Origin of the sequence: Pseudomonas sp. AP19, from assembly GCF_001728855.1 — a bacterium.
Classification (GTDB): domain Bacteria; phylum Pseudomonadota; class Gammaproteobacteria; order Pseudomonadales; family Pseudomonadaceae; genus Aquipseudomonas; species Aquipseudomonas fluorescens.
Genome location: NZ_LXJP01000083.1, coordinates 1 through 20,555, shown reverse-complemented (window position 1 = coordinate 20,555; position 20,555 = coordinate 1). Strand labels below are relative to the sequence as shown.

The window sequence follows — 20,555 nt, the reverse complement described above, 5'->3', positions numbered from 1 at the left end:
CTTTACGGCATCAAAGCCTGCGACACCATGAAAAAGGCCCGCACCTGGCTCGATGAGCACGCTGTGAGCTATGCGTTCCACGACTACAAAACGGCCGGTATCGACCGCGAACACTTGACCCAATGGTGCAACGAGCACGGTTGGCAGGTGGTTTTGAACCGTGCGGGCACCACCTTTCGCAAACTCGAAGACGAACGCAAAGCCGATCTCGATCAGTCGAAAGCCATTGAATTGATGCTCGCACAACCCTCGATGATCAAGCGCCCGGTGCTTGATCTCGGTGACAGAACCCTGATTGGCTTCAAGCCAGATAGTTATTCGGCGGCCCTCAAGTAGGCCAGCCTTCCATTTTTGTAGAGGTAACAGCATGTCCAATTCCCTGTTCAGCCTGGGCTTCGGCGTCGGCACTCAGAACCGCCAAGGTGCTTGGCTGGAAGTGTTTTACGCACAACCGCTGCTCAACCCGTCGGCCGAAATCGTCGCGGCCATCGCGCCGATCCTCGGGTACACCGAAGGTAACCAGGCCATTACGTTCACCGTCTCCCAGGCCCTGCAACTGGCTGACGCACTCAAAGGCGTCGACGCTGCCCAAGCCGCCCTGCTGAGCCGCCTGGCTGAAAGCCACACGCCGCTGGTCGCGACCCTGTTGGCCGAAGACGCTGCACTGACCTCCACGCCTGAGGCCTACCTCAAGCTGCACCTGCTGTCCCATCGCCTGGTCAAGCCGCACGGCCTGAGCCTCGCCGGTGTGTTCCCGCAACTGCCGAACGTGGCCTGGACCAGCCAGGGCGCCATCGACATCAATGAGCTGGCCGAACGTCAGTTGGAAGCCCGCCTGCGTGGCGAGCTGCTGGAAGTGTTCTCGGTGGACAAGTTCCCGAAAATGACCGACTACGTGGTACCGGCCGGCGTGCGTATCGCTGACGCTGCGCGTATCCGCCTGGGCGCCTACGTGGGCGAAGGCACCACCGTGATGCACGAAGGTTTCGTCAACTTCAACGCTGGCACCGAAGGCCCGGGCATGATCGAAGGCCGGGTATCGGCTGGCGTCTTCGTCGGCAAGGGTTCGGACCTGGGCGGCGGCTGCTCGACCATGGGCACCCTGTCGGGTGGCGGCAACATTGTGATCAAGGTCGGCGAAGGCTGCCTGATCGGCGCCAACGCCGGCACCGGCATCCCGTTAGGCGACCGCAACACCGTGGAATCGGGCCTGTACATCACCGCCGGAACCAAAGTCGCACTGCTGGACGAGCAGAACCAACTGGTCAAAGTGGTCAAGGCGCGTGAGCTGGCCGGTCAACCTGACCTGCTGTTCCGCCGTAATTCCGAGACCGGTGCCGTGGAGTGCAAAACCCACAAATCGGCCATCGAACTGAACGAAGCGCTGCACGCTCACAACTAAGCAGCCACTCGATGCCACTAGCGGGCCGCGCCTTCGGGTTGCGGCTCGCTTATACGAGTCTTGAACACCATGCTTGTGCCCTCTCCCTGGCGCGCCGATTTTCCGGCCATCGCCACCCTGCAACGGCAAGACCAGACCTACCTGGACAACGCCGCGACCACGCAAAAACCCCAAGCCCTGCTGGATGCCATCAGCCATTACTACGCTAACGGCGCCGCCAATGTGCACCGTGCCCAGCATTTGCCCGGCGCCCATGCGACCCAGGCGTTTGAAGACAGTCGCAGCAAGGTCGCGCAGTGGTTGAACGCAGGTGACAGCGGGCAAATCATCTTTACCCACGGCGCAACCTCTGCGCTGAACCTCCTGGCTTATGGCCTGGAGCATTTATTCAATGCGGGCGATGAGATTGTCATCAGCGCCCTGGAACACCACGCCAACCTGCTGCCCTGGCAGCAATTGGCCAAACGTCGCGCGCTCACGCTGGTGGTATTGCCGCTGGGTGATGACGGCGTGATTGACCTTGACGCCGCCACCACCTTGGTCGGCCCGCGCACCCGCCTGCTGGCGGTGAGCCAGTTGTCCAACGTGCTGGGCGCCTGGCAACCGCTGGAGGCCTTGCTGGCACTCGCCAAGAACCATGGCGCACTGACCGTGGTCGATGGCGCTCAAGGCATCGTCCATGGTCGGCACGATGTGCAGGCCCTGGGGTGCGACTTTTATGTATTTTCCAGCCACAAACTCTACGGCCCGGACGGCGTCGGCGTGCTGTATGGGCGCAACGAGGCCCTGCACCACCTGCGTCACTGGCAGTTTGGCGGCGAGATGGTGCAACAGGCGGACTACCAAAGCGCCAGCTTTCGCCCTGCCCCGCTGGGCTTTGAAGCCGGCACGCCGCCGATTGCCGGCGTGATCGGCCTGGGCGCTACGCTGGATTACCTGAGTTCGCTGGATCAGCCGGCAGTGGTCGCCCATGAAGCCGCGCTGCACGACTACCTGCTGCGCGGGTTGCAGGCACGCAATGGCATCCGCGTCTTGGGCTCGCCGCAGGTCGCTTTGGCCAGTTTTGTGGTGGACGGCGTGCATAACGCCGACCTTGCGCACCTGCTCACCGAGCAAGGCATTGCCGTGCGGGCCGGGCACCATTGTGCGATGCCGCTGCTCAAGGCCATGCAGTTGTCGGGGGCGATCCGCGTGTCCCTGGCGCTGTACAACGATTCCGATGACCTGGAGCGTTTCTTTGAAGCGCTGGACCAGGCGCTGGATATGTTGCGATGAGCTTGCCGGTGGAGGCCGTCAGCGCGCTGGAGTCGTTTCAAGCCGTGGGCAGCTGGGAGCAACGCGCCCGGATGCTGATGCAATGGGGCGAGCGGTTGCCGGCTTTGGCGGATGCGGACAAGGTCGACGCCAACCTGGTGCAGGGCTGTGAAAGCCTGGTGTGGTTGGTCGGCCGCTTGCAGGCCGGTCACTGGCAGTTTGCCGCGAGCAGCGAGGCGCGGATGATTCGTGGCTTGGTGGCATTGCTGCTGGCACGGGTCAACGGGCTGTCTGCGGCCGAGTTGCAGGCCGTCGACCTGCCTGACTGGTTTGCACAGTTGGGGCTGTCGCGACAGTTGTCGCCGTCACGCAGTAATGGCCTCAATGCAGTCCTGCAGCGCATGCGGGAATTGAGCCGTACATAAGACTAAATGGGGGAGCGGGCTTGCTCGCGAATGCGCTGGTTCAGTCAATGATGTATCGACTGACACTCTGCCTTCGCGAGCAAGCCCGCTCGCACATTTCGATCTATGTTCGGCTGTAAGATTTAAGTGGGTTTGACCCGCTCAGACGGCCTGCGCACCCCGGCGACAATCTTGTCCACGGCCTTGGTCGCCGCCACCATGCCGAAGGTGGCCGTCACCATCATCACCGCGCCAAACCCACCGGCGCAGTCCAGCTTCACACCGTCACCGACAAAACTTTTCTGCAAACAGATGCTGCCGTCCGGCTTGGGATAACGCAGCTGCTCGGTAGAGAACACACACGGCACGCTGTAATGGCGGGTCACGGTGCGCGAGAAACCGTAGTCGCGGCGCAGCGTGGAGCGCACTTTCGACGCCAACGGGTCGTTGAAGGTGCGGTTCAGGTCACACACCTGGATCAGCGTCGGGTCGATCTGCCCGCCCGCGCCGCCGGTGGTGATGATTTGGATCTTGCGACGTTTGCACCAGGCAATCAGCGCCGCCTTGGCGTTGACGGCGTCGATGCAGTCGATCACGCAATCGATATTCGGGGTGATGTATTCGGCCATGGTATCGCGCGTGACGAAGTCCGCCACCGCATGCACCGTGCAGTCCGGGTTGATGCCGCGCAGGCGCTCGGCCATGACTTCGACCTTGGGCTTGCCCACGGTGCTGTCCAGGGCGTGCAACTGGCGGTTGCTGTTGCTGACACAGACATCGTCCAGGTCAAACAGCGAAATCTCGCCTACCCCGCAACGGGCGATGGCTTCCGCCGCCCAAGACCCTACGCCGCCGACGCCGACGATCGCCACATGGGCCGCTTTCAAGCGTTCCAGGCCTTCAATGCCATACAAGCGGGCGACGCCTGCAAACCGCGGATCTTCTGTGCTCATGACCAATACCCCAAAAACCGGCGCGCATTATGGACTACGCAGCGACAAGTTCGAAGCGACAAGCTACAAGTAAAGAACTTAGCGGGTGTTTCGCTGACTAACGTCCGGCTTTTCTCTGTCTGCTATACGCTCAGGGACGGGCCGGTGTAGGATGCGCGCCGTTCGGCGTAGGCCGACACCTCTTTTCGTTCCACACCCTTTGGAACCCGAAATCGCCATGTCATCGCGTAAATTTGGACTCAACCTGGTGGTGGTGCTGGCAATTGCCGCGCTGTTCACCGGTTTCTGGGCGCTGATCAACCGCCCGGTCACTGCCCCCAACTGGCCCGAACAGATCTCCGGGTTTTCCTACTCGCCGTTCCAGCAAGGCCAGTTCCCGCAGAAAGACCAGTACCCCAGCGACGAAGAAATGCGTCGCGACCTCGAGATCATGAGCAAGCTGACGGACAACATCCGTACCTACTCGGTCGACGGCACCCTGGGCGATATTCCCAAGCTGGCCGAAGAGTTCGGTCTGCGCGTGACCCTGGGTATCTGGATCAGCCCGGACCTTGAACGTAACGAACGTGAGATCCAGCGCGCCATCGAACTGGCCAACAGTTCGCGCAGCGTCGTGCGGGTAGTGGTCGGTAACGAAGCGTTGTTCCGGGAAGAAATCACCCCACAAGCGCTGATCGTGTTGCTGGACCGCGTGCGTGCCGCGGTAAAAGTGCCGGTGACCACGTCCGAGCAATGGCACATCTGGGAAAAGAACCCGCAACTGGCCAAGCACGTCGACCTGATTGCCGCGCACATCCTGCCGTTCTGGGAATTCATTCCGGTGGACAAGGCCGGCCAGTACGTACTCGACCGTGCCAAGGACCTGAAAAAACTGTTCCCGAAAAAGCCACTGCTGCTGTCGGAGGTTGGCTGGCCGAGCAACGGCCGCATGCGCGGGGGCAATGAAACATCCCCGGCAGACCAGGCGGTTTACCTGCGCACACTGGTGAACAAGCTCAACCGCCAAGGCTACAACTACTTCGTGATCGAGGCCTTCGACCAGCCGTGGAAAGTCAGTGACGAAGGTTCAGCCGGCGCTTACTGGGGTGTGTACAACGCCGCGCGTCAGCAGAAATTCAACTTTGAAGGCCCGGTGGTCGCGATCCCGCAATGGCGCGTGCTGGCCATCGGCTCGGTGGTGCTTGCACTGCTCTCGCTGACCTTGCTGATGATCGACGGCTCGGCCCTGCGCCAGCGGGGCCGGACCTTCCTGACCTTCATCGCGTTCCTGTGCGGGTCGGTGCTGGTGTGGATTGGCTACGACTACAGCCAGCAATACAGCACCTGGTTCAGTGTGACCGTCGGGATCTTGCTGGCCCTCGGCGCGCTGGGCGTGTTTATCGTGTTGCTGACCGAGGCCCACGAATTGGCGGAAGCGGTATGGACTCACAAACGCCGGCGTGAATTCCTGCCGGTCGAAGGTGATTCGGACTACCGCCCGAAAGTGTCGATCCATGTGCCGTGCTACAACGAGCCGCCGGAGATGGTCAAACAGACCCTCGACGCGCTGGCCGCCCTCGATTACCCGGACTACGAAGTCCTGATCATCGACAACAACACCAAGGACCCAGCGGTTTGGGAACCGGTGCGCGACTACTGCGAAACCCTCGGCCCGCGCTTCAAGTTCTTCCACGTCTCGCCCTTGGCCGGTTTCAAGGGCGGCGCGCTTAACTACCTGATCCCGCACACCGCCAAGGATGCCGAAGTGATCGCGGTGATCGACTCGGACTACTGCGTGTCGCCGAACTGGCTCAAGCACATGGTGCCGCACTTCGCCGACCCGAAAATCGCCGTGGTGCAGTCGCCGCAGGATTATCGCGACCAGAACGAAAGCACCTTCAAGAAGCTCTGCTACGCGGAATACAAAGGCTTCTTCCATATCGGCATGGTCACCCGTAACGACCGCGACGCGATCATCCAGCACGGCACCATGACCATGACCCGTCGCTCGGTGCTCGAAGAACTGGGCTGGGCCGACTGGTGCATCTGTGAAGACGCCGAGCTGGGCCTGCGCGTGTTCGAGAAAGGTCTGTCGGCGGCGTATTACCACGACAGCTACGGCAAAGGCCTGATGCCGGACACCTTTATCGACTTCAAGAAACAGCGTTTCCGCTGGGCCTACGGGGCGATTCAGATCATCAAGCGTCACACCGCCAGCCTCTTGCGCGGTAAAGGCACCGAGTTGACCCGTGGCCAGCGCTACCACTTCCTCGCGGGCTGGTTGCCGTGGGTGGCGGACGGTATGAATATCTTCTTCACCGTCGGCGCGCTGCTGTGGTCGGCGGCGATGATTATCGTGCCGACCCGTGTCGACCCGCCGCTGCTGATTTTCGCGATTCCGCCGTTGGCGCTGTTCGTGTTCAAGGTGGGCAAGATCATCTTCCTGTACCGCCGTGCAGTCGGCGTGAACCTCAAGGATGCGTTCTGCGCGGCCCTGGCCGGGTTGGCGTTGTCTCACACCATCGCCAAGGCGGTGCTGTATGGCTTCTTCACCACCAGCATCCCGTTCTTTCGTACACCGAAAAACGCGGATAACCACGGCTTCTGGGTAGCCATTTCCGAAGCGCGCGAAGAAATGTTCATCATGCTGCTGTTGTGGGGCGCGGCGCTGGGGATCTACCTGGTGCAGGGCCTGCCGAGCAATGACATTCGCTTCTGGGTCGTGATGCTGCTGGTGCAATCGCTGCCGTACGTGGCGGCGTTGATCATGGCGTTCCTCTCGTCGCTGCCAAAACCGGCACCGAAGGGTGAGCCGGCAACGGCAGAGTAAAAACGTGCGCAATGCACTAAACGGCGGCCTCTGGCCGCCGTTTTGCTATAAGATAACGGCCGTTTTGTGAGACTTGGCCTAGCCCTGCTTTCTGTGCGAGCTGGCTTGCCTGCGATGCAGACGCCGCGGCCTGGCAGGTACACCGCGGCGATGCTATCGCGGGCCAGCCAGCTCCCACATTGAACCTGCGCCATTTCAAGATCTGTATCCACATTCGTCCTGCGCGCCCCTTACACGCTTCCCGGAGTTTCCCCATGACGGCCCATGCCGACCTTTCGCCGACCCTTCAACTCGCTATCGACCTGATCCGTCGCCCGTCGGTCACACCGATTGACGCCGACTGCCAGAAGCTGATGATGCAGCGCCTGGGCGACGCCGGTTTCAAGCTTGAGCCAATGCGCATCGAAGACGTGGACAACTTCTGGGCCACCCACGGCAAACACGAAGGCCCGGTGCTGTGCTTTGCCGGCCACACCGACGTGGTCCCGACCGGCCCGGTGCAGGCCTGGCAGAACGACCCGTTCGACGCGCTGATCGATGAAAACGGCATGCTGTGCGGCCGTGGCGCGGCAGACATGAAAGGCAGCCTGGCCGCAATGCTGGTGGCGTCCGAGCGGTTCGTCACCGACTACCCGGACCACAAGGGCTCGGTCGCTTTCCTGATCACCAGCGATGAAGAAGGCCCGGCGCACCATGGCACCAAGGCGGTGATCGAGCGTCTGGCGGCACGCAAGGAGCGCCTCGACTGGTGCATCGTCGGCGAACCGTCGAGCACCTCTCTGGTCGGCGATGTGGTCAAGAACGGCCGTCGCGGCTCTCTCGGCGCGACCCTGACCGTGCGCGGTGTACAAGGCCACGTGGCGTATCCGCACCTGGCGAAGAACCCCATCCACCTGGCCGCACCGGCCCTGGCGGAACTGGCCGCCGAGCATTGGGACAACGGCAACACCTTCTTCCCGCCGACCAGCTTCCAGATTTCCAACCTCAATTCCGGCACCGGCGCCACCAACGTGATCCCCGGTGAACTGACGGCAGTGTTCAACTTCCGCTTTTCGACTGAATCCACGGTGGAAGGCCTGCAACAACGCGTTGCGGCGATCCTCGACAAACATGGCCTGGACTGGCACGTGGAATGGGCCTTGTCCGGCCTGCCGTTCCTCACCGAACCGGGCGCGTTGCTGGATGCGGTATCGGCCAGCATCAAGGCAATTACCGGCCGCGAGACCCAGGCGTCCACCAGCGGCGGTACGTCCGACGGGCGCTTCATCGCCACGCTGGGCACCCAGGTGGTAGAGCTGGGCCCGGTCAACGCGACGATCCACCAGGTCAACGAACGCATCCTGGCCGGTGACCTCGACGTGCTGACCGAAATCTACTACCACACCCTGATCAAGTTGCTCGCCTGATGCTCGCCTGCCCCATTTGCAGCGCACCGCTCAATGCGGTGGACAATGGCGTGGCGTGCCCGGTCGGGCACCGTTTTGACCGTGCGCGCCAGGGTTACCTGAACCTGTTGCCGGTGCAGCACAAGAACAGCCGCGACCCGGGCGATAACCTGGCCATGGTCGAGGCGCGCCGCGACTTCCTCAACGCCGGGCATTACGCACCAGTGGCCAAGCGCCTGGCCGAACTGGCCGCCGAGCGCGCGCCACAGCGTTGGGTAGACATCGGCTGTGGCGAGGGTTACTACACCGCGCAAATCGCCGAAGCCTTGCCCGAGGCTGACGGCTACGCGCTGGACATTTCCAAGGAAGCGGTCAAGCGCGCGTGCAAACGCAACCCGGCGCTGACCTGGTTGATCGCCAGTATGGCCCGCGTGCCGTTGGCCGATGCCAGCTGCCAGTTTCTCGCCAGCGTGTTCAGCCCATTGGACTGGCAAGAGGCCAAACGCCTGCTCAGCCCCGGCGGCGGCTTGATGAAGGTCGGCCCGACCGCGGGCCACCTGATGGAGCTGCGCGAGCGCCTGTACGACGAAGTGCGTGAATACACTGACGACAAGCATTTGGCCCTGGTGCCGGACGGCATGAGCCTCGCCCACAGCGAAACCCTGGCGTTCACCCTGAGCCTGGCCGAACCCCAGGACCGCGCCAACCTGCTGGCGATGACGCCCCATGGCTGGCGCGCGAGTGCCGAGCGCCGCGCCGAGGTGATTGAGGCGGCCGAGCCGCTGCAGGTCACAGTGTCGATGCGCTACGATTATTTCGTGCTTCAATAACCAACTTTTAAGCATCCGCGAATGGATTTTCGAATCCCGCAACGAGGAACATCCATGCGCCAACCTGATATCGAGATTTACCTGAAGGACGCCGACGTCGACCACAAGGCCATTGCCGCCTGGCTGGGCGCTGCCCTGGGCCCGTGCACCGACTGGGTCCAGAAAGGCCAGACCTACAAGTGCAAGGCCGGCAGCGTGCCGATCACCTGGCTGCCAAAAGCCGTCGGCAAATGGAACAGCCTGTACCTGGAAAGCGACCAGACCCCATGGGACGACGACATCGCCTGCGCCCGCGCGGCGTTTGCTGCGCTGAACGTCGAAGTGCGTTGCGCGCCGGGTACCTGGGTTGAGGAAGAAGGCGAGGAAAGCGCTGACACCTGGATTCGCATCAGCGTGGACGGTGAAGAGCAGATCACCTGGAAGACGGCCTGAAGCTGATTTGTGAACCCCATTAAATGTGGGAGCGGGCTTGCTCGCGAAAGCGGTGGATCAGTCGCCTTTACAGTGACTGACACACCGCTTTCGCGAGCAACCCCGCTCCCACAAGGGTTCAGCGGTGCAGCAAAAACAGGTTACAGCCCGACGACATCCTCTGCCTGCAACCCCTTCTCGCCGGTCACCACGGCGTATTCCACCTGCTGGCCCTCGGCCAATGAGCGGTGGCCTTCACCGCGAATGGCGCGGTAGTGCACAAACACATCCTTGCCGTCTTCACGCTGAATAAAACCATAGCCTTTTGCATCGTTGAACCACTTCACATTGCCGGTTTCACGCGTTGCCATCTGTCTTACTCCCACTTGCATTTTTATTGTTGAGTCGTGCGCATTGAACTGCCGAGTATAAGACAGGCTCAAAAACGATCAACTCAAGTTTACATCGCTGCTTTTTTGCCGATTTTCGGCGAATACGGCACACTACCCGCCCGAGCGCCTGCTCGGTTTTTTCCACTTGAAGCAGCACGCCTATGACCCGCTCCCCGTTCCGCCGTCTGGTGTTTGGCACCTTGCGCCGACTGTTGTACCTCTGGGTTCGCTCCGAGACGATCAACCAGTCGTCCCTAACCCTTAACCTCGACCGCAGCCGGCCGGTGTTCTACGTCCTGCAATCGCCCTCCCTCACCGAATTGGCCGTGGTCGATACCGAGTGCACCAAGGCCGGCCTGCCGCGCCCGGTGCTGCCGGTATCGGTGGGCCCGCTGATCGAACCCGCCGCGTTCTTCTACCTCACGCCGGAGCCGGACTGGCTTGGCCGCCAGGACAAGCGCGGCGCACCGCCAACCCTGAACCGGCTGGTCAACACCCTGACCGAACACGCCGAAGAGAATGCACAAATCATTCCCGTCAGCGTGTTCTGGGGGCAGTCGCCCGAGAGCGAGTCCAGCCCGTGGAAACTGCTGTTTGCCGACAGTTGGGCCGTCACCGGCCGTCTACGCCGGCTGTTAAGCATTCTGATCCTGGGCCGCAAGACCCGCGTGCAATTCTCTGCGCCTATCAACCTGCGTGAATTGATCGAGCACAATAAAGGTCACGAACGCACCGTGCGGATGGCCCAGCGCATCCTGCGTGTGCACTTTCGTAACCTGAAGACCGCCGTGATCGGCCCTGACCTGTCCCACCGCCGCAATTTGGTGAAGGGCCTGGTCAATATGCCGTTGGTGCGCCAAGCCATCAGCGAGGAAGCCGAACGCGAAAAAATCACCCCGGAAAAAGCCAAGGCCCAGGCCCTGCGCTACGGTAACGAGATCGCCTCGGACTACACCTACACCGCGATCCGCTTTCTGGAAGTGGTACTGAGCTGGTTCTGGAACAAGATCTACGACGGCATCAAGGTCAATAACATTGAGGGTGTGCAAAAGGTCGCCCAGGGTTATGAGGTGATCTATGTGCCTTGCCACCGCAGCCATATCGACTACCTGCTGCTCTCGTACCTGCTGTTCAAGAATGGCCTGACTCCACCGCATATCGCCGCCGGCATCAACCTGAACATGCCGGTAATCGGCAGCCTGTTGCGCCGTGGCGGTGCGTTTTTCATGCGCCGCACCTTCAAGGGCAACCCGCTGTATACCTCGGTGTTCAACGAATACCTGCACACGCTGTTCACCAAGGGTTTCCCGGTGGAGTACTTCGTGGAAGGCGGGCGTTCGCGCACCGGGCGTATGCTGCAACCGAAAACCGGGATGCTGGCCATTACCCTGCGCAGTTTCCTGCGCTCTTCGCGCATGCCGATCGTGTTTGTGCCGGTGTATATCGGCTATGAGCGTGTGCTGGAAGGCCGCACTTACCTCGGCGAGCTGCGCGGCGCGAGCAAGAAAAAAGAATCGATCTTTGATATTTTCAAAGTGGTCGGCGCGCTCAAGCAGCGATTTGGCCAAGTCGCGGTCAACTTCGGTGAACCGATCAAACTGGCCGAGTTTCTCGACACCGAGCAACCCGACTGGCGCAACCAGGAACTGGGGCCGAACTACAAACCCGCCTGGCTCAACGAAACCACCAACCGCCTCGGTGAGCAGGTGGCGCGCCACTTGAACGAAGCCGCCGCTGTCAACCCGGTGAACCTGGTGGCACTGGCGCTGCTGTCCACCACCCGCCTGGCCCTGGACGAACAGGCCATGGCGCGTCAGTTGGACCTGTACCTCGCGCTGCTGCGCCGCGTGCCGTACTCGCCGCATACCACCTTGCCGGAAGGCGATGGCATGGCGTTGATCAAGCACGTCAAGGACATGGACCTGCTGTCCGAGCAGAGTGACGCCCTGGGCAAGATTCTGTACCTGGACGAGCAGAATGCCGTCCTGATGACCTATTACCGCAACAACGTGCTGCACATCTTCGCCCTGCCCGCGCTGCTGGCAAGCTTCTTCCAAAGCAGCTCGCGGATGAGTCGCGAACAAATCCTGCGTTACACCCGCGCGCTCTACCCGTACCTGCAATCGGAGTTGTTTATCCGCTGGTCGCTGGAGGAGCTGGACGCGGTGGTCGACCAGTGGCTTGAGGCGTTTGTCGAACAAGGCCTGCTGCGCTTCGAAAACGAGGTCTACCTGCGCCCGGCCCCGAGTTCGCGGCACTTTGTGCTGCTGACGTTGCTGTCCAAGAGCATCGCCCAGACCCTGCAACGCTTCTACATGGCGATCTCGCTGCTGCTCAACAGCGGCCAGAACAGCATCAGCGCCGAAGAGCTGGAAGACCTGTGCACGATCATGGCCCAGCGCCTGTCGATCCTGCATGGCCTCAATGCCCCGGAATTCTTCGATAAGAGCCTTTTCCGACATTTTATCCAGACGTTGCTGGAGGAAGATGTGCTGCGCCGCGATGCCGCCGGTAAGTTGAGCTACCACGACCTGCTGGGTGAGCTGGCCGAAGGCGCGGCAAAACGCGTGTTGCCGGCCGATATTCGCCTGTCGATCCGCCAGGTGGCGTTGCACCGTGTCGATGGCGCCGCCGAGGCACCGGCCACGCCTGAAGAAAGCCGCTAGATTGAATGAGGCGTCGGGGGGATTCCGGCGCCGTTGAAAAGGAGCTGCACCATGAAAAAGATCATCCTCCTCGGCCTGACCGCCCTGCTCGGAGCCTGCCAGTCCATGAACCCCGCCGCCAAAGCCAGCCTCGACGGTGAAGTGTTCTACCTGCAACGCATCGCCCTGCCGCCCACCGCCACCTTGAGCGTCAGCCTGCAGGACGTGTCCTTGATGGACGCCCCGGCCGTGACCCTGGCTGAACAGAAAGGCCCGGTAAAAGGCCAGGTACCACTGCCGTTTCACCTGAGCTACGACCCCGCCCACATCAAGCCAGGTCACACGTACTCGGTGAGCGCTCGCATCGAGCTGGATGGCAAGCTACTGTTTATCACCACCGAACGGCACGCTGTACAGCTGAACGGCCAAGACCCGCAACCACTGCGCCTGCGGGTGGATGCGGTCGCACACTGATACTTTCCAGCCCCTAAGCCCGATCAAAAGGAAGCGCCCATGCTCCGTAACTCCCTTCGCCTCACGGCCCTGTGCGCCGGCCTGCTGCTTGGCGCCAACGCCATGGCCCTGTCACTTGGCAACCTGTCCCAGGCTGACGCCAGCGGCGGCCTCAAGGATGCACTGACCCAAGGCGCGCAGATTGCCGTGAAACAACTGGGCGTACCCGGTGGTTTCAGCAACAACCCACAAGTGAAGATTGGTCTGCCAGGCAAGCTGGGCAAAGTGGCCGACAAGCTGAAAATGTTCGGCATGGGCGATCAAGTCACGCAGTTGGAAACCAGCATGAACAAGGCGGCTGAAACCGCCGTGACCCAGGCGCAACCGATTCTGGTCAATGCGGTAAAAAACATGAGCGTGACCGACGCCAAGGGCATCCTCACTGGCGGCCAGGACTCGGCGACTCAATACCTGAACAAAAGCAGCCGCGAAGAGATCCGCGCCAAGTTCCTGCCGATCGTCAAGGCTGCCACCGACAAGGTTGGCGTCGCCCAGCAATACAACGCCCTGGCGGGCAAGGCGGCGGCCTTTGGCGCGGTTGATGCCAAAAGTGCCAATGTCGAAAGCTACGTGACCGAACAGGCGCTGGATGGCTTGTTCAAAATGATTGCGCAGCAGGAAGAAACCATTCGCAAGAACCCTGCGGCGGCAGCCACCAGCCTGGCGAAGAAGGTGTTTGGCGCGCTGTAATGCCCCAGCGTCACCCTTCACTCTGCTGCGCCCAGGTGGGTCCTCACACACCTGGGCGCAGTTGTCTTGCGCTAGCGGCCTAGCGACTCAACGAAACAGCGGATACAAAGGCCTGTACGGCTGTGGCTGTGGCTGTGGCTGTGGCTGTGGCTGTGAGTGCGGTTTACCGTAGCTCGGCTTGGCGGGTTGGGTGTGACCCACCACTGGCTGAACGGAATGAGGGCGGTGAGGCCCGGGCTTTCCATGCTCCGGCCTCTGCGGCCTGGTGGTCTCGACCTGTTTGCAAGGCAAATGATTGCCCAACAACGCGCCGAAAAACGCCCCTTTAAAAGCAGCAATTTCAGTAAAAAACGACATATGGCACTCCATAAACTCATTGAATCGGGCCCGACCGCCAACAGGCGAAGTCGAAACCCGTGCCTGTTCATCAGGCAATGCTGAGTGGAGTGAAAAAGAGGAACGTTCCACCGCCGCCGATAGCGGTTTGCATCGGCATGTAAATCAATGAATAACCGAGCCCGCCAGCCGCCCTAGCATGATCGTCGCGAAACAGCCGATAGCCACGGACGTCGCGCGGTTGATCTTCAAGGGCGTGAACCACGTCTTCTGAATGCCTTCAAAGCGGCTGCCCAGCACGATCCACGCCGCCCCTACCGGTATCACCACCATCGCAAGGGTGGCCATGAACCCCACATAGCCTTGCAGCGACGTAAAGGCGTCGGCCGGTGCGATAAACGAAACGATCAGCAGGCCTTTGGGGTTCATCACGGTGAGCCAGAAAAAATACAGGCCGGAAAAACCGTCGCCGGCCGCAGTGACAGCGCTGCTTTTGCGCTGCCACAGCCTGAACGAGACATACAGCAGGTAGCAGGCCGCCCCCAGTTGCGTGATGTTCAACATCCCTGGCGAATAGGCCGCGAGATAAAGCAACGCCACGCCCCACACCGACACCTGCAGCAAGTAGGCCAGGCATTCGATAAAGACCAGCGTCCACGACGCCCGATAGCCGAACAACACCCCCGCACGGAACAGCAGGGTGTTGGTCGGGCCTGGGGCGAGCAACAACAACATCAGGGCTGAAACGGTGGCCAGCATGATTACGCGACGTCCTTCCTCACTCGGAACCACGCAGCATACAGGGCCGGCAAGAACAATAGGGTCAACGCCGTTGCCACGATCAATCCGCCCATGATCGCCACCGCCATCGGCCCGAAGAACACGCTGCGTGACAGCGGAATCATCGCCAGCACCGCCGCCAGGGCTGTCAGTACAATCGGGCGGAAGCGTCGGACGGTGGCTTCGATGATCGCCTGCCACGGCGCCAATCCAGCCTTGATGTCTTGTTCGATCTGGTCCACCAGGATCACCGAGTTGCGCATGATCATCCCCGACAAGGCGATGGTTCCCAACATGGCGACAAAGCCGAAGGGTTGACGGAATACCAACAGGAACAAGGTCACCCCGATCAAGCCCAGCGGTGCCGTCAGAAACACCATCGCCGTGCGTGAGAAACTGCGCAGTTGCAGCATCAGCAGGGTCAGCACCACCACAATGAACAAAGGCACACCGGCCTTGACCGAGTTCTGGCCACGGGCAGAATCCTCGACGGTGCCGCCGACTTCGAGCAAGTAGCCGTCCGGCAGTTCTGCGCGCACGTCAGCGAGCGTTGGCAGAATCTGCTGCACCAGCGTCGCCGGTTGTTCCTTGCCGTAGATGTCGGCGCGCACGGTGACGGTCGGCAGGCGGTTGCGATGCCAGATAATGCCCTCTTCGAAGCCGTATTCGAGGGTAGCAATCTGCGACAGCGCCACGCTTTTGCCATTGTCGGTCGGCACCGCCAGGCTTGGCAGCAATGACAACTCGGTGCGCTCATGCACGGTGCCGCGCAGGAGGATTTCGATCAACTCGTTGTCCTCGCGAAATTGGCTGACGGTGGAACCGGTCAGCGAACTCTGCAGGAACTTCGACAGGTTGGCGGTGCTTACGCCGAGGGCACGGGCGCGGTCCTGGTCGATATTGAGGTAGACGACTTTGCTCGGTTCTTCCCAGTCCAGGTGCACGTTGACCACATGGGTATTTTCGCGAACCTTGGCCGCCACTTTGCGGGCCAAGGCACGAACTTCCTCGATGTGTTCGCCGGTCACACGAAACTGCACCGGATAGCCCACTGGCGGGCCGTTCTCCAGGCGCGTGACCCGCGAGCGCAGGTCGGGGAATTGTTCGTTAAGGGTTTCGATCAACCAGGTGCGCAGGCCTTCACGCTCTTCGATGGTTTTGGCCAGCACCACAAATTGCGCGAAGCTCGCGGCCGGCAATTGTTGGTCCAGGGGCAGATAGAAACGCGGCGAACCCGTGCCAACGTAGGCCACATAGTTTTCAATGCCTGCGTGCTCCTTGAGCAAGGCTTCCAGGCGTTTGACCTGGTCGGCGGTGTTGCTCAGTGAGGCGCCTTCCGCCAGTTTCAGGTCAACCATCAATTCCAGGCGACCGGAAGCGGGGAAGAACTGTTGCGGCACAAATCGGAACAGCGCCACCGAGCCGATAAACAGCAGCAAGGTCAGGACAATCACGGTCTTGCGGCGACGCACACACCATTCAACCAAACGCCTTACACGTTGGTAGAACGGCGTGCCGTAGGGATCGGGGCCATCGGTGCCGTGTTTGGCCGCGTGAATTTTCGCCAGGTCCGGCAGGAGTTTTTCTCCCAGGTACGGCACAAACACCACCGCAGCGACCCACGAGGCCAGCAGCGCGATGGTCACCACCTGGAAGATCGAGCGGGTGTATTCGCCGGTGCTCGATTGTGCGGTGGCAATCGGCAGAAAGCCCGCCGCCGTGATCAAGGTGCCCGTCAGCATGGGGAACGCCGTGCTGGTCCAGGCGAAGCTGGCGGCCTTGAGCCGGTCGTAACCCTGCTCCATTTTGATCGCCATCATTTCCACGGCGATGATGGCGTCGTCGACCAGCAAACCCAAGGCCAGCACCAACGCGCCGAGGGAGATTTTGTGCAGGCCGATACCGAGGTAATACATTGTGGCAAAGGTCATCGCCAGCACCAGCGGAATCGCCAGGGCCACTACCATACCGGTGCGCACCCCCAGTGAGAAAAAACTCACCAGCAAGACGATGGCCAACGCCTCGGCCAATACCTGTACGAACTCACCGACGCTGGTTTTCACTGCCGCCGGCTGATCCGACACCTTGCGCAGTTCCATGCCAGCCGGAAGGTTCTTCTGCAGGCGTGCGAATTCACCTTCAAGGGCCTTGCCCAATACCAGAATGTCGCCGCCATCGCGCATGGCCACCGCCAGGCCGATGGCGTCCGCGCCCATATAACGCATGCGCGGCGCCGGCGGATCGTTGAAGCCACGGTGGATGTCGGCCACGTCGCCAATACGGAACGTGCGGTCCCCCACGCGAATCGGGAAATTGCGAATCTCCTCCACGGTTTTGAAGTTGCCTGACACGCGCAGCTGCACACGTTCGGTCGGGGTTTCAAAGAAGCCGGCCGTAGAGACGGCGTTCTGCTCCTGCAATGCCTGCTGCACTGCCGCCAATGGCAGGCCGAGGGTGGCGAGCTTGAGGTTGGACAGTTCGATCCAAATCTTCTCATCCTGTAGCCCAAGCAGCTCGACCTTGCCCACATCCGGCACACGTTGCAGCTGAATCTGAATGCGATCGGCGTAGTCCTTGAGCACCGCGTAGTCGAAGCCATCGCCGGTCAGCGCGTAGATATTGCCGAAGGTGGTGCCGAATTCATCGTTGAAAAACGGCCCCTGGATATCCGGCGGCAAGGTCTGGCGGATGTCACTGATCTTCTTGCGCACCTGGTACCACAGGTTCGGAATCTGCGCGGAATGCATCGCGTCGCGGGCCATAAAGGTGACCTGGGACTCACCGGGCCGCGAGAAGGACACGATGCGCTCGTAGTCGCCCGTCTCCATGAGTTTTTTCTCGATACGCTCGGTGACCTGGCGCGAGACTTCCTGGGCGGTGGCCCCGGGCCAATTGGTCTTGATGACCATGGCCTTGAAGGTGAACGGCGGGTCCTCGCTTTGCCCCAGCTTGGTGTAGGACAGCGTGCCGACCACCGCCAGCAGGATCATCAGGAACAGTACGATCTGGCGATTACGCAACGCCCATTCGGAAAGATTGAAACCCATCGGGGACTACTCCTTGGCCGCCAGATTCACAACTCGGTTGGAGCGATCCACCGGGCGCACTTGCTGGCCCTCATGGAGCACATGCACGCCCGCTGCAATCACCCAATCGGTGGGGGCCAAGCCTTCGAGGACCGGCACGGTTTTTTCGCCGAAGGCGCCAATGCGCACCGGTGTGCGTTTCAGCGTGTTGTCCGCTTGCACACGCCACACATAGGACGCGCCGTTCTCCGCACTGAGCGCAGACAGCGGTACCGACAGAGGAATTACGCCGTCAGCCTGGATGAACACTCGGGCGCTCTGGCCCAGTTCGGCCGGGACTTTGCCACCTGTGAAGGCGACGCGGGCGGCGAAGGTACGCGACTTGGGATCAGCCGCAGGCGACAACTCACGGATGCGCCCGGCAAAGCGTTGGTCTGGCTGGCTCCACAGTTCCACCGACACCGGCTGACCAATCTTGAACCGGCCGAAGCCTTGCTCGGGCAGGCTGATCAGCACTTCGCGCTCACCATCGGTGGCCAGGGTGAACACCGTCTGGCCGGCGGACACCACTTGGCCGACTTCCACCGCGCGCTTGGCAACAACACCGTCCTGGGGGGCGCGCAGCACCGCATAGCCGGCCTGGTTGCTCGACACATCAAATTCAGCCTTGATCTGCTTCAGGCGCGCTTCACCGGATCGGTAAAGGTTTTCCGAATTGTCGTACTGCGAGCGGCTGACCATCTGACGGTCCATCAGGGTCTTGTAACGGTCACGCTCGGCGCGCACCAGGCTCAGGTTGGCCTCGGCGGCGGCGACCTGGGCACGGGTGGCTTCCAGTTGCAGGCGCACATCCTGTGGGTCGAGCTCTGCCAGCGGCTGGTTAGCCTTGACCCGCTCGCCCTCCTCCACCCACCGCTTGCTGACTTTACCGCCGATACGAAAGGCCAGATCCGGCTCATACCGGGCGCGCACCTCACCCGGATAGCTGTCCATCGCCTGGGCCGAAGGCTGCGGTTGCACCACCATGGCCGGGCGGACGGTGGTTTGGGCCGCTTCTTCATGGCCGCAGGCGGCCAACAGGAAGACCAGGCTGACAGGCAACGCAAGGGGCAGGAAAGTGCTGCGCATGCTGAAGGACCTTTCGCAAATGGAGCTAGGAATAATTATACTGGCCAGTATGTTATTAATACCAAACTCGCCAGTCCAGTATTAAAGGTGAAAATGTCCGACAATCCAGTGAACACCAATAGCCCCGGGCGTCCCAAGGACATGGCAAAACGCCAGGCAATCCTCGAAGCAGCTAAAATCCTGTTTTTGAGCAATGGCTACGCGAGCACCAGCATGGATGCCGTGGCCCTCGAGGCCGGCGTGTCAAAACTGACGGTCTACAGCCACTTCACCGACAAAGAGACGTTGTTCACCGCCGCCGTCGTGGCCAAGTGCGAGGAGCAACTGCCGGTGATGTACTTCGAATTGCCCGAAGGCATCCCGGTGCAGACTGTGTTGTTGAATATCGCGCGGGGGTTCCATCGGCTGATCAACAGCGAGGAGTCGGTGAACCTGCATCGCCTGATGATGACCACCGGCAATCAGGACGTGAAACTCTCGCAGATCTTCTTTGAAGCCGGCCCCATGCGCATGCTGCAGGGCATGGAGCGCCTGCTCAGCCGGATCGACCAGAGCGGCGCCCTGAGCATCGACAAACCGTTGACGGCGGCCGAGCATTTCTTTTGCCTGCTCAAGGGCACGGCGAACTTCTGCTTGCTGTATGGCTGCGGCGGGCCACTGGATGAAGAAGCCGCCGAAGCCCATGTGCAGGAAGTGGTGGGGTTGTTCATGCGGGCTTATCGGCCCTGAAGCCTTGCGCCGCCCGCACCGGCGCTATCGCAGGCAAGCTAGCTCCCACCGGTGACCGTGTTCTCATGCTGGAATGCATTCTCCTGTGGGAGCAGGGCCTGCCTGCGATGAGCATAGGTATCTACACATTTTTTTACGGGTTGAGTGCTGTGGTTGTCGGGGGGGCGCTGAGTACATATCCGTTGCTGCGGTAACGGCTGCTTAGGGTTCCGCCCTTACGGCGGGTCACTTTCGGAAAAGAGCCCCAAAAGCAACCAAAAGGGCTCTTGCCCCACCACTCGGCACCTCGCTTAGGCTCGGTGTGCCCTCACGCAGGCTTCAGACCGTGGGCCGCCGCCATGGGCCATCCTTGGCCCATCGCGGCTAACCCGGCGTCCTGCCGGGTTACCCACGCTCCAAAGCCTGCGTTCGGCCAGCGTGGTTAACGGGGCGCCTAAGATCAACAGCAGATCAAGATCAAAAGCAGAGCACGGCGGCCTGACAGCCGACCTGATCTTGGAGACTAAACTCAGTCAAATGTGGGAGCTGGCTTGTCGGATCGCCGAACCGCTGCGATGGCATCGACTGTGCCTCACTGATATACCGAGGTGCCGCATCGCAGGCAAGCCAGCTCCCACAGAAAAGCAGTTTTGCTTCTGAGCAGCTTCTAATCTGCTTCTGCTGTGTTTTTGATCTGCTTTTGCTTCAACCACTCAGGTCGGCTACCAGGCCGCCGTGCTCTGCTTTTGATCTTGCTCTGCTGTTGATCTTGATCTGACAGGCCCCGTTAACCACGATGGCCGAACGCAGGCTTGAATCCGTGGGTAACCCGGCAGGACGCCGGGTTAGCCGCGCTGGGCCAAGGATGGCCCATCGCGGCGGCCCACGG

Annotated in this window: 17 protein-coding genes; 12 read left to right on the top strand and 5 right to left on the bottom strand. The window is 61.2% G+C overall.

The window, feature by feature from the left end; translation table 11 throughout:
* The 4 genes from A7D21_RS31880 to A7D21_RS31865 form a co-directional block, all read left to right on the top strand.
* A partial coding sequence (locus A7D21_RS31880) for an ArsC family reductase (RefSeq protein ID WP_069553642.1) occupies window positions 1–336 on the top strand: 336 nt, incomplete at its 5' end.
* 31 nt (window positions 337–367) lie between these two features.
* Window positions 368–1,402, top strand: a complete 1,035-nt coding sequence (dapD, locus tag A7D21_RS31875; protein WP_053254729.1) for a 2,3,4,5-tetrahydropyridine-2,6-dicarboxylate N-succinyltransferase — start codon at window positions 368–370, stop codon at window positions 1,400–1,402.
* A gap of 69 nt (window positions 1,403–1,471) precedes the next feature.
* Window positions 1,472–2,677 (top strand): aminotransferase class V-fold PLP-dependent enzyme, encoded by a 1,206-nt coding sequence (locus A7D21_RS31870; RefSeq protein WP_069553641.1) that lies wholly within the window; start codon window positions 1,472–1,474, stop codon window positions 2,675–2,677.
* Window positions 2,674–3,081: a SufE family protein gene (locus A7D21_RS31865; protein WP_053254727.1), complete on the top strand. Its 408-nt coding sequence runs from the start codon at window positions 2,674–2,676 to the stop codon at window positions 3,079–3,081. The genes A7D21_RS31870 and A7D21_RS31865 overlap by 4 nt, the downstream gene beginning before the upstream one ends.
* Before the next feature lie 122 nt (window positions 3,082–3,203).
* Here the strand turns inward: A7D21_RS31865 and tcdA are convergent, their stop codons facing one another.
* Window positions 3,204–4,013: a tRNA cyclic N6-threonylcarbamoyladenosine(37) synthase TcdA gene (tcdA, locus tag A7D21_RS31860; RefSeq protein ID WP_053254726.1), complete on the bottom strand. Its 810-nt coding sequence runs from the start codon at window positions 4,011–4,013 to the stop codon at window positions 3,204–3,206.
* 217 nt (window positions 4,014–4,230) lie between these two features.
* On the opposite strand from tcdA, the gene A7D21_RS31855 reads away from it, so the two are divergent.
* From A7D21_RS31855 to A7D21_RS31840, 4 genes are all read left to right on the top strand, one after another.
* Window positions 4,231–6,822, top strand: coding sequence for a glycosyltransferase (locus A7D21_RS31855; protein ID WP_053254725.1), 2,592 nt, complete (start codon window positions 4,231–4,233; stop codon window positions 6,820–6,822).
* A gap of 254 nt (window positions 6,823–7,076) precedes the next feature.
* Window positions 7,077–8,228: a succinyl-diaminopimelate desuccinylase gene (gene dapE / locus A7D21_RS31850; protein WP_069553640.1), complete on the top strand. Its 1,152-nt coding sequence runs from the start codon at window positions 7,077–7,079 to the stop codon at window positions 8,226–8,228.
* Window positions 8,228–9,037: a putative RNA methyltransferase gene (locus tag A7D21_RS31845; RefSeq protein ID WP_053254723.1), complete on the top strand. Its 810-nt coding sequence runs from the start codon at window positions 8,228–8,230 to the stop codon at window positions 9,035–9,037. The genes dapE and A7D21_RS31845 overlap by 1 nt, the downstream gene beginning before the upstream one ends.
* Window positions 9,038–9,091: 54 nt before the next feature.
* Window positions 9,092–9,469, top strand: a complete 378-nt coding sequence (locus A7D21_RS31840) for a hypothetical protein (protein ID WP_069553639.1) — start codon at window positions 9,092–9,094, stop codon at window positions 9,467–9,469.
* A gap of 140 nt (window positions 9,470–9,609) precedes the next feature.
* On the opposite strand, the gene A7D21_RS31835 is transcribed toward A7D21_RS31840, so the two are convergent.
* Window positions 9,610–9,819, bottom strand: coding sequence for a cold-shock protein (locus A7D21_RS31835; protein WP_003219353.1), 210 nt, complete (start codon window positions 9,817–9,819; stop codon window positions 9,610–9,612).
* 182 nt (window positions 9,820–10,001) lie between these two features.
* Between A7D21_RS31835 and plsB the strand changes: the two genes are divergently transcribed.
* Genes plsB through A7D21_RS31820 form a run of 3 tightly spaced genes read left to right on the top strand, consistent with a single transcriptional unit; the run spans window position 10,002 to window position 13,688 of the window.
* On the top strand, window positions 10,002–12,506 hold the full coding sequence (plsB, locus tag A7D21_RS31830; protein WP_069553638.1) for a glycerol-3-phosphate 1-O-acyltransferase PlsB: 2,505 nt from the start codon (window positions 10,002–10,004) through the stop codon (window positions 12,504–12,506).
* Between the two features lie 51 nt (window positions 12,507–12,557).
* Window positions 12,558–12,959 carry a YbaY family lipoprotein gene (locus A7D21_RS31825; RefSeq protein WP_053254721.1) on the top strand — a complete coding sequence of 134 codons (402 nt, stop codon included), beginning with the start codon at window positions 12,558–12,560 and terminating at the stop codon, window positions 12,957–12,959.
* 39 nt (window positions 12,960–12,998) lie between these two features.
* On the top strand, window positions 12,999–13,688 hold the full coding sequence (locus A7D21_RS31820) for a DUF4197 domain-containing protein (RefSeq protein ID WP_053254720.1): 690 nt from the start codon (window positions 12,999–13,001) through the stop codon (window positions 13,686–13,688).
* 501 nt (window positions 13,689–14,189) lie between these two features.
* Here A7D21_RS31820 and A7D21_RS31815 read toward each other — a convergent pair.
* From A7D21_RS31815 to A7D21_RS31805, 3 genes are read right to left on the bottom strand one after another with little or no spacing between them, the layout of a single operon-like run.
* Window positions 14,190–14,783, bottom strand: coding sequence for a LysE family translocator (locus A7D21_RS31815; protein WP_053254719.1), 594 nt, complete (start codon window positions 14,781–14,783; stop codon window positions 14,190–14,192).
* 2 nt (window positions 14,784–14,785) lie between these two features.
* Complete coding sequence (locus A7D21_RS31810) at window positions 14,786–17,851, bottom strand: efflux RND transporter permease subunit (protein WP_069553637.1); 3,066 nt, start codon at window positions 17,849–17,851, stop codon at window positions 14,786–14,788.
* Between the two features lie 6 nt (window positions 17,852–17,857).
* Window positions 17,858–18,958: an efflux RND transporter periplasmic adaptor subunit gene (locus tag A7D21_RS31805; protein ID WP_053254717.1), complete on the bottom strand. Its 1,101-nt coding sequence runs from the start codon at window positions 18,956–18,958 to the stop codon at window positions 17,858–17,860.
* Between the two features lie 93 nt (window positions 18,959–19,051).
* Between A7D21_RS31805 and A7D21_RS31800 the strand changes: the two genes are divergently transcribed.
* Window positions 19,052–19,687, top strand: coding sequence for a TetR/AcrR family transcriptional regulator (locus tag A7D21_RS31800; protein ID WP_069553636.1), 636 nt, complete (start codon window positions 19,052–19,054; stop codon window positions 19,685–19,687).
* Window positions 19,688–20,555: the final 868 nt, after the last annotated feature.

Bases quoted from the DNA above. Each gene is read 5' to 3' on its own strand.
- A7D21_RS31820 (WP_053254720.1), top strand. From the start codon at position 12,999: ATGCTCCGTAACTCCCTTCGCCTCACGGCCCTGTGCGCCGGCCTGCTG.
- A7D21_RS31810 (WP_069553637.1), bottom strand. From the start codon at position 17,851: ATGGGTTTCAATCTTTCCGAATGGGCGTTGCGTAATCGCCAGATCGTA.
- plsB (WP_069553638.1), top strand. From the start codon at position 10,002: ATGACCCGCTCCCCGTTCCGCCGTCTGGTGTTTGGCACCTTGCGCCGA.
- A7D21_RS31845 (WP_053254723.1), top strand. From the start codon at position 8,228: ATGCTCGCCTGCCCCATTTGCAGCGCACCGCTCAATGCGGTGGACAAT.
- dapE (WP_069553640.1), top strand. From the start codon at position 7,077: ATGACGGCCCATGCCGACCTTTCGCCGACCCTTCAACTCGCTATCGAC.
- A7D21_RS31870 (WP_069553641.1), top strand. From the start codon at position 1,472: ATGCTTGTGCCCTCTCCCTGGCGCGCCGATTTTCCGGCCATCGCCACC.
- A7D21_RS31855 (WP_053254725.1), top strand. From the start codon at position 4,231: ATGTCATCGCGTAAATTTGGACTCAACCTGGTGGTGGTGCTGGCAATT.
- tcdA (WP_053254726.1), bottom strand. From the start codon at position 4,013: ATGAGCACAGAAGATCCGCGGTTTGCAGGCGTCGCCCGCTTGTATGGC.
- A7D21_RS31825 (WP_053254721.1), top strand. From the start codon at position 12,558: ATGAAAAAGATCATCCTCCTCGGCCTGACCGCCCTGCTCGGAGCCTGC.
- dapD (WP_053254729.1), top strand. From the start codon at position 368: ATGTCCAATTCCCTGTTCAGCCTGGGCTTCGGCGTCGGCACTCAGAAC.
- A7D21_RS31840 (WP_069553639.1), top strand. From the start codon at position 9,092: ATGCGCCAACCTGATATCGAGATTTACCTGAAGGACGCCGACGTCGAC.
- A7D21_RS31805 (WP_053254717.1), bottom strand. From the start codon at position 18,958: ATGCGCAGCACTTTCCTGCCCCTTGCGTTGCCTGTCAGCCTGGTCTTC.
- A7D21_RS31815 (WP_053254719.1), bottom strand. From the start codon at position 14,783: ATGCTGGCCACCGTTTCAGCCCTGATGTTGTTGTTGCTCGCCCCAGGC.
- A7D21_RS31865 (WP_053254727.1), top strand. From the start codon at position 2,674: ATGAGCTTGCCGGTGGAGGCCGTCAGCGCGCTGGAGTCGTTTCAAGCC.
- A7D21_RS31835 (WP_003219353.1), bottom strand. From the start codon at position 9,819: ATGGCAACGCGTGAAACCGGCAATGTGAAGTGGTTCAACGATGCAAAA.
- A7D21_RS31800 (WP_069553636.1), top strand. From the start codon at position 19,052: ATGTCCGACAATCCAGTGAACACCAATAGCCCCGGGCGTCCCAAGGAC.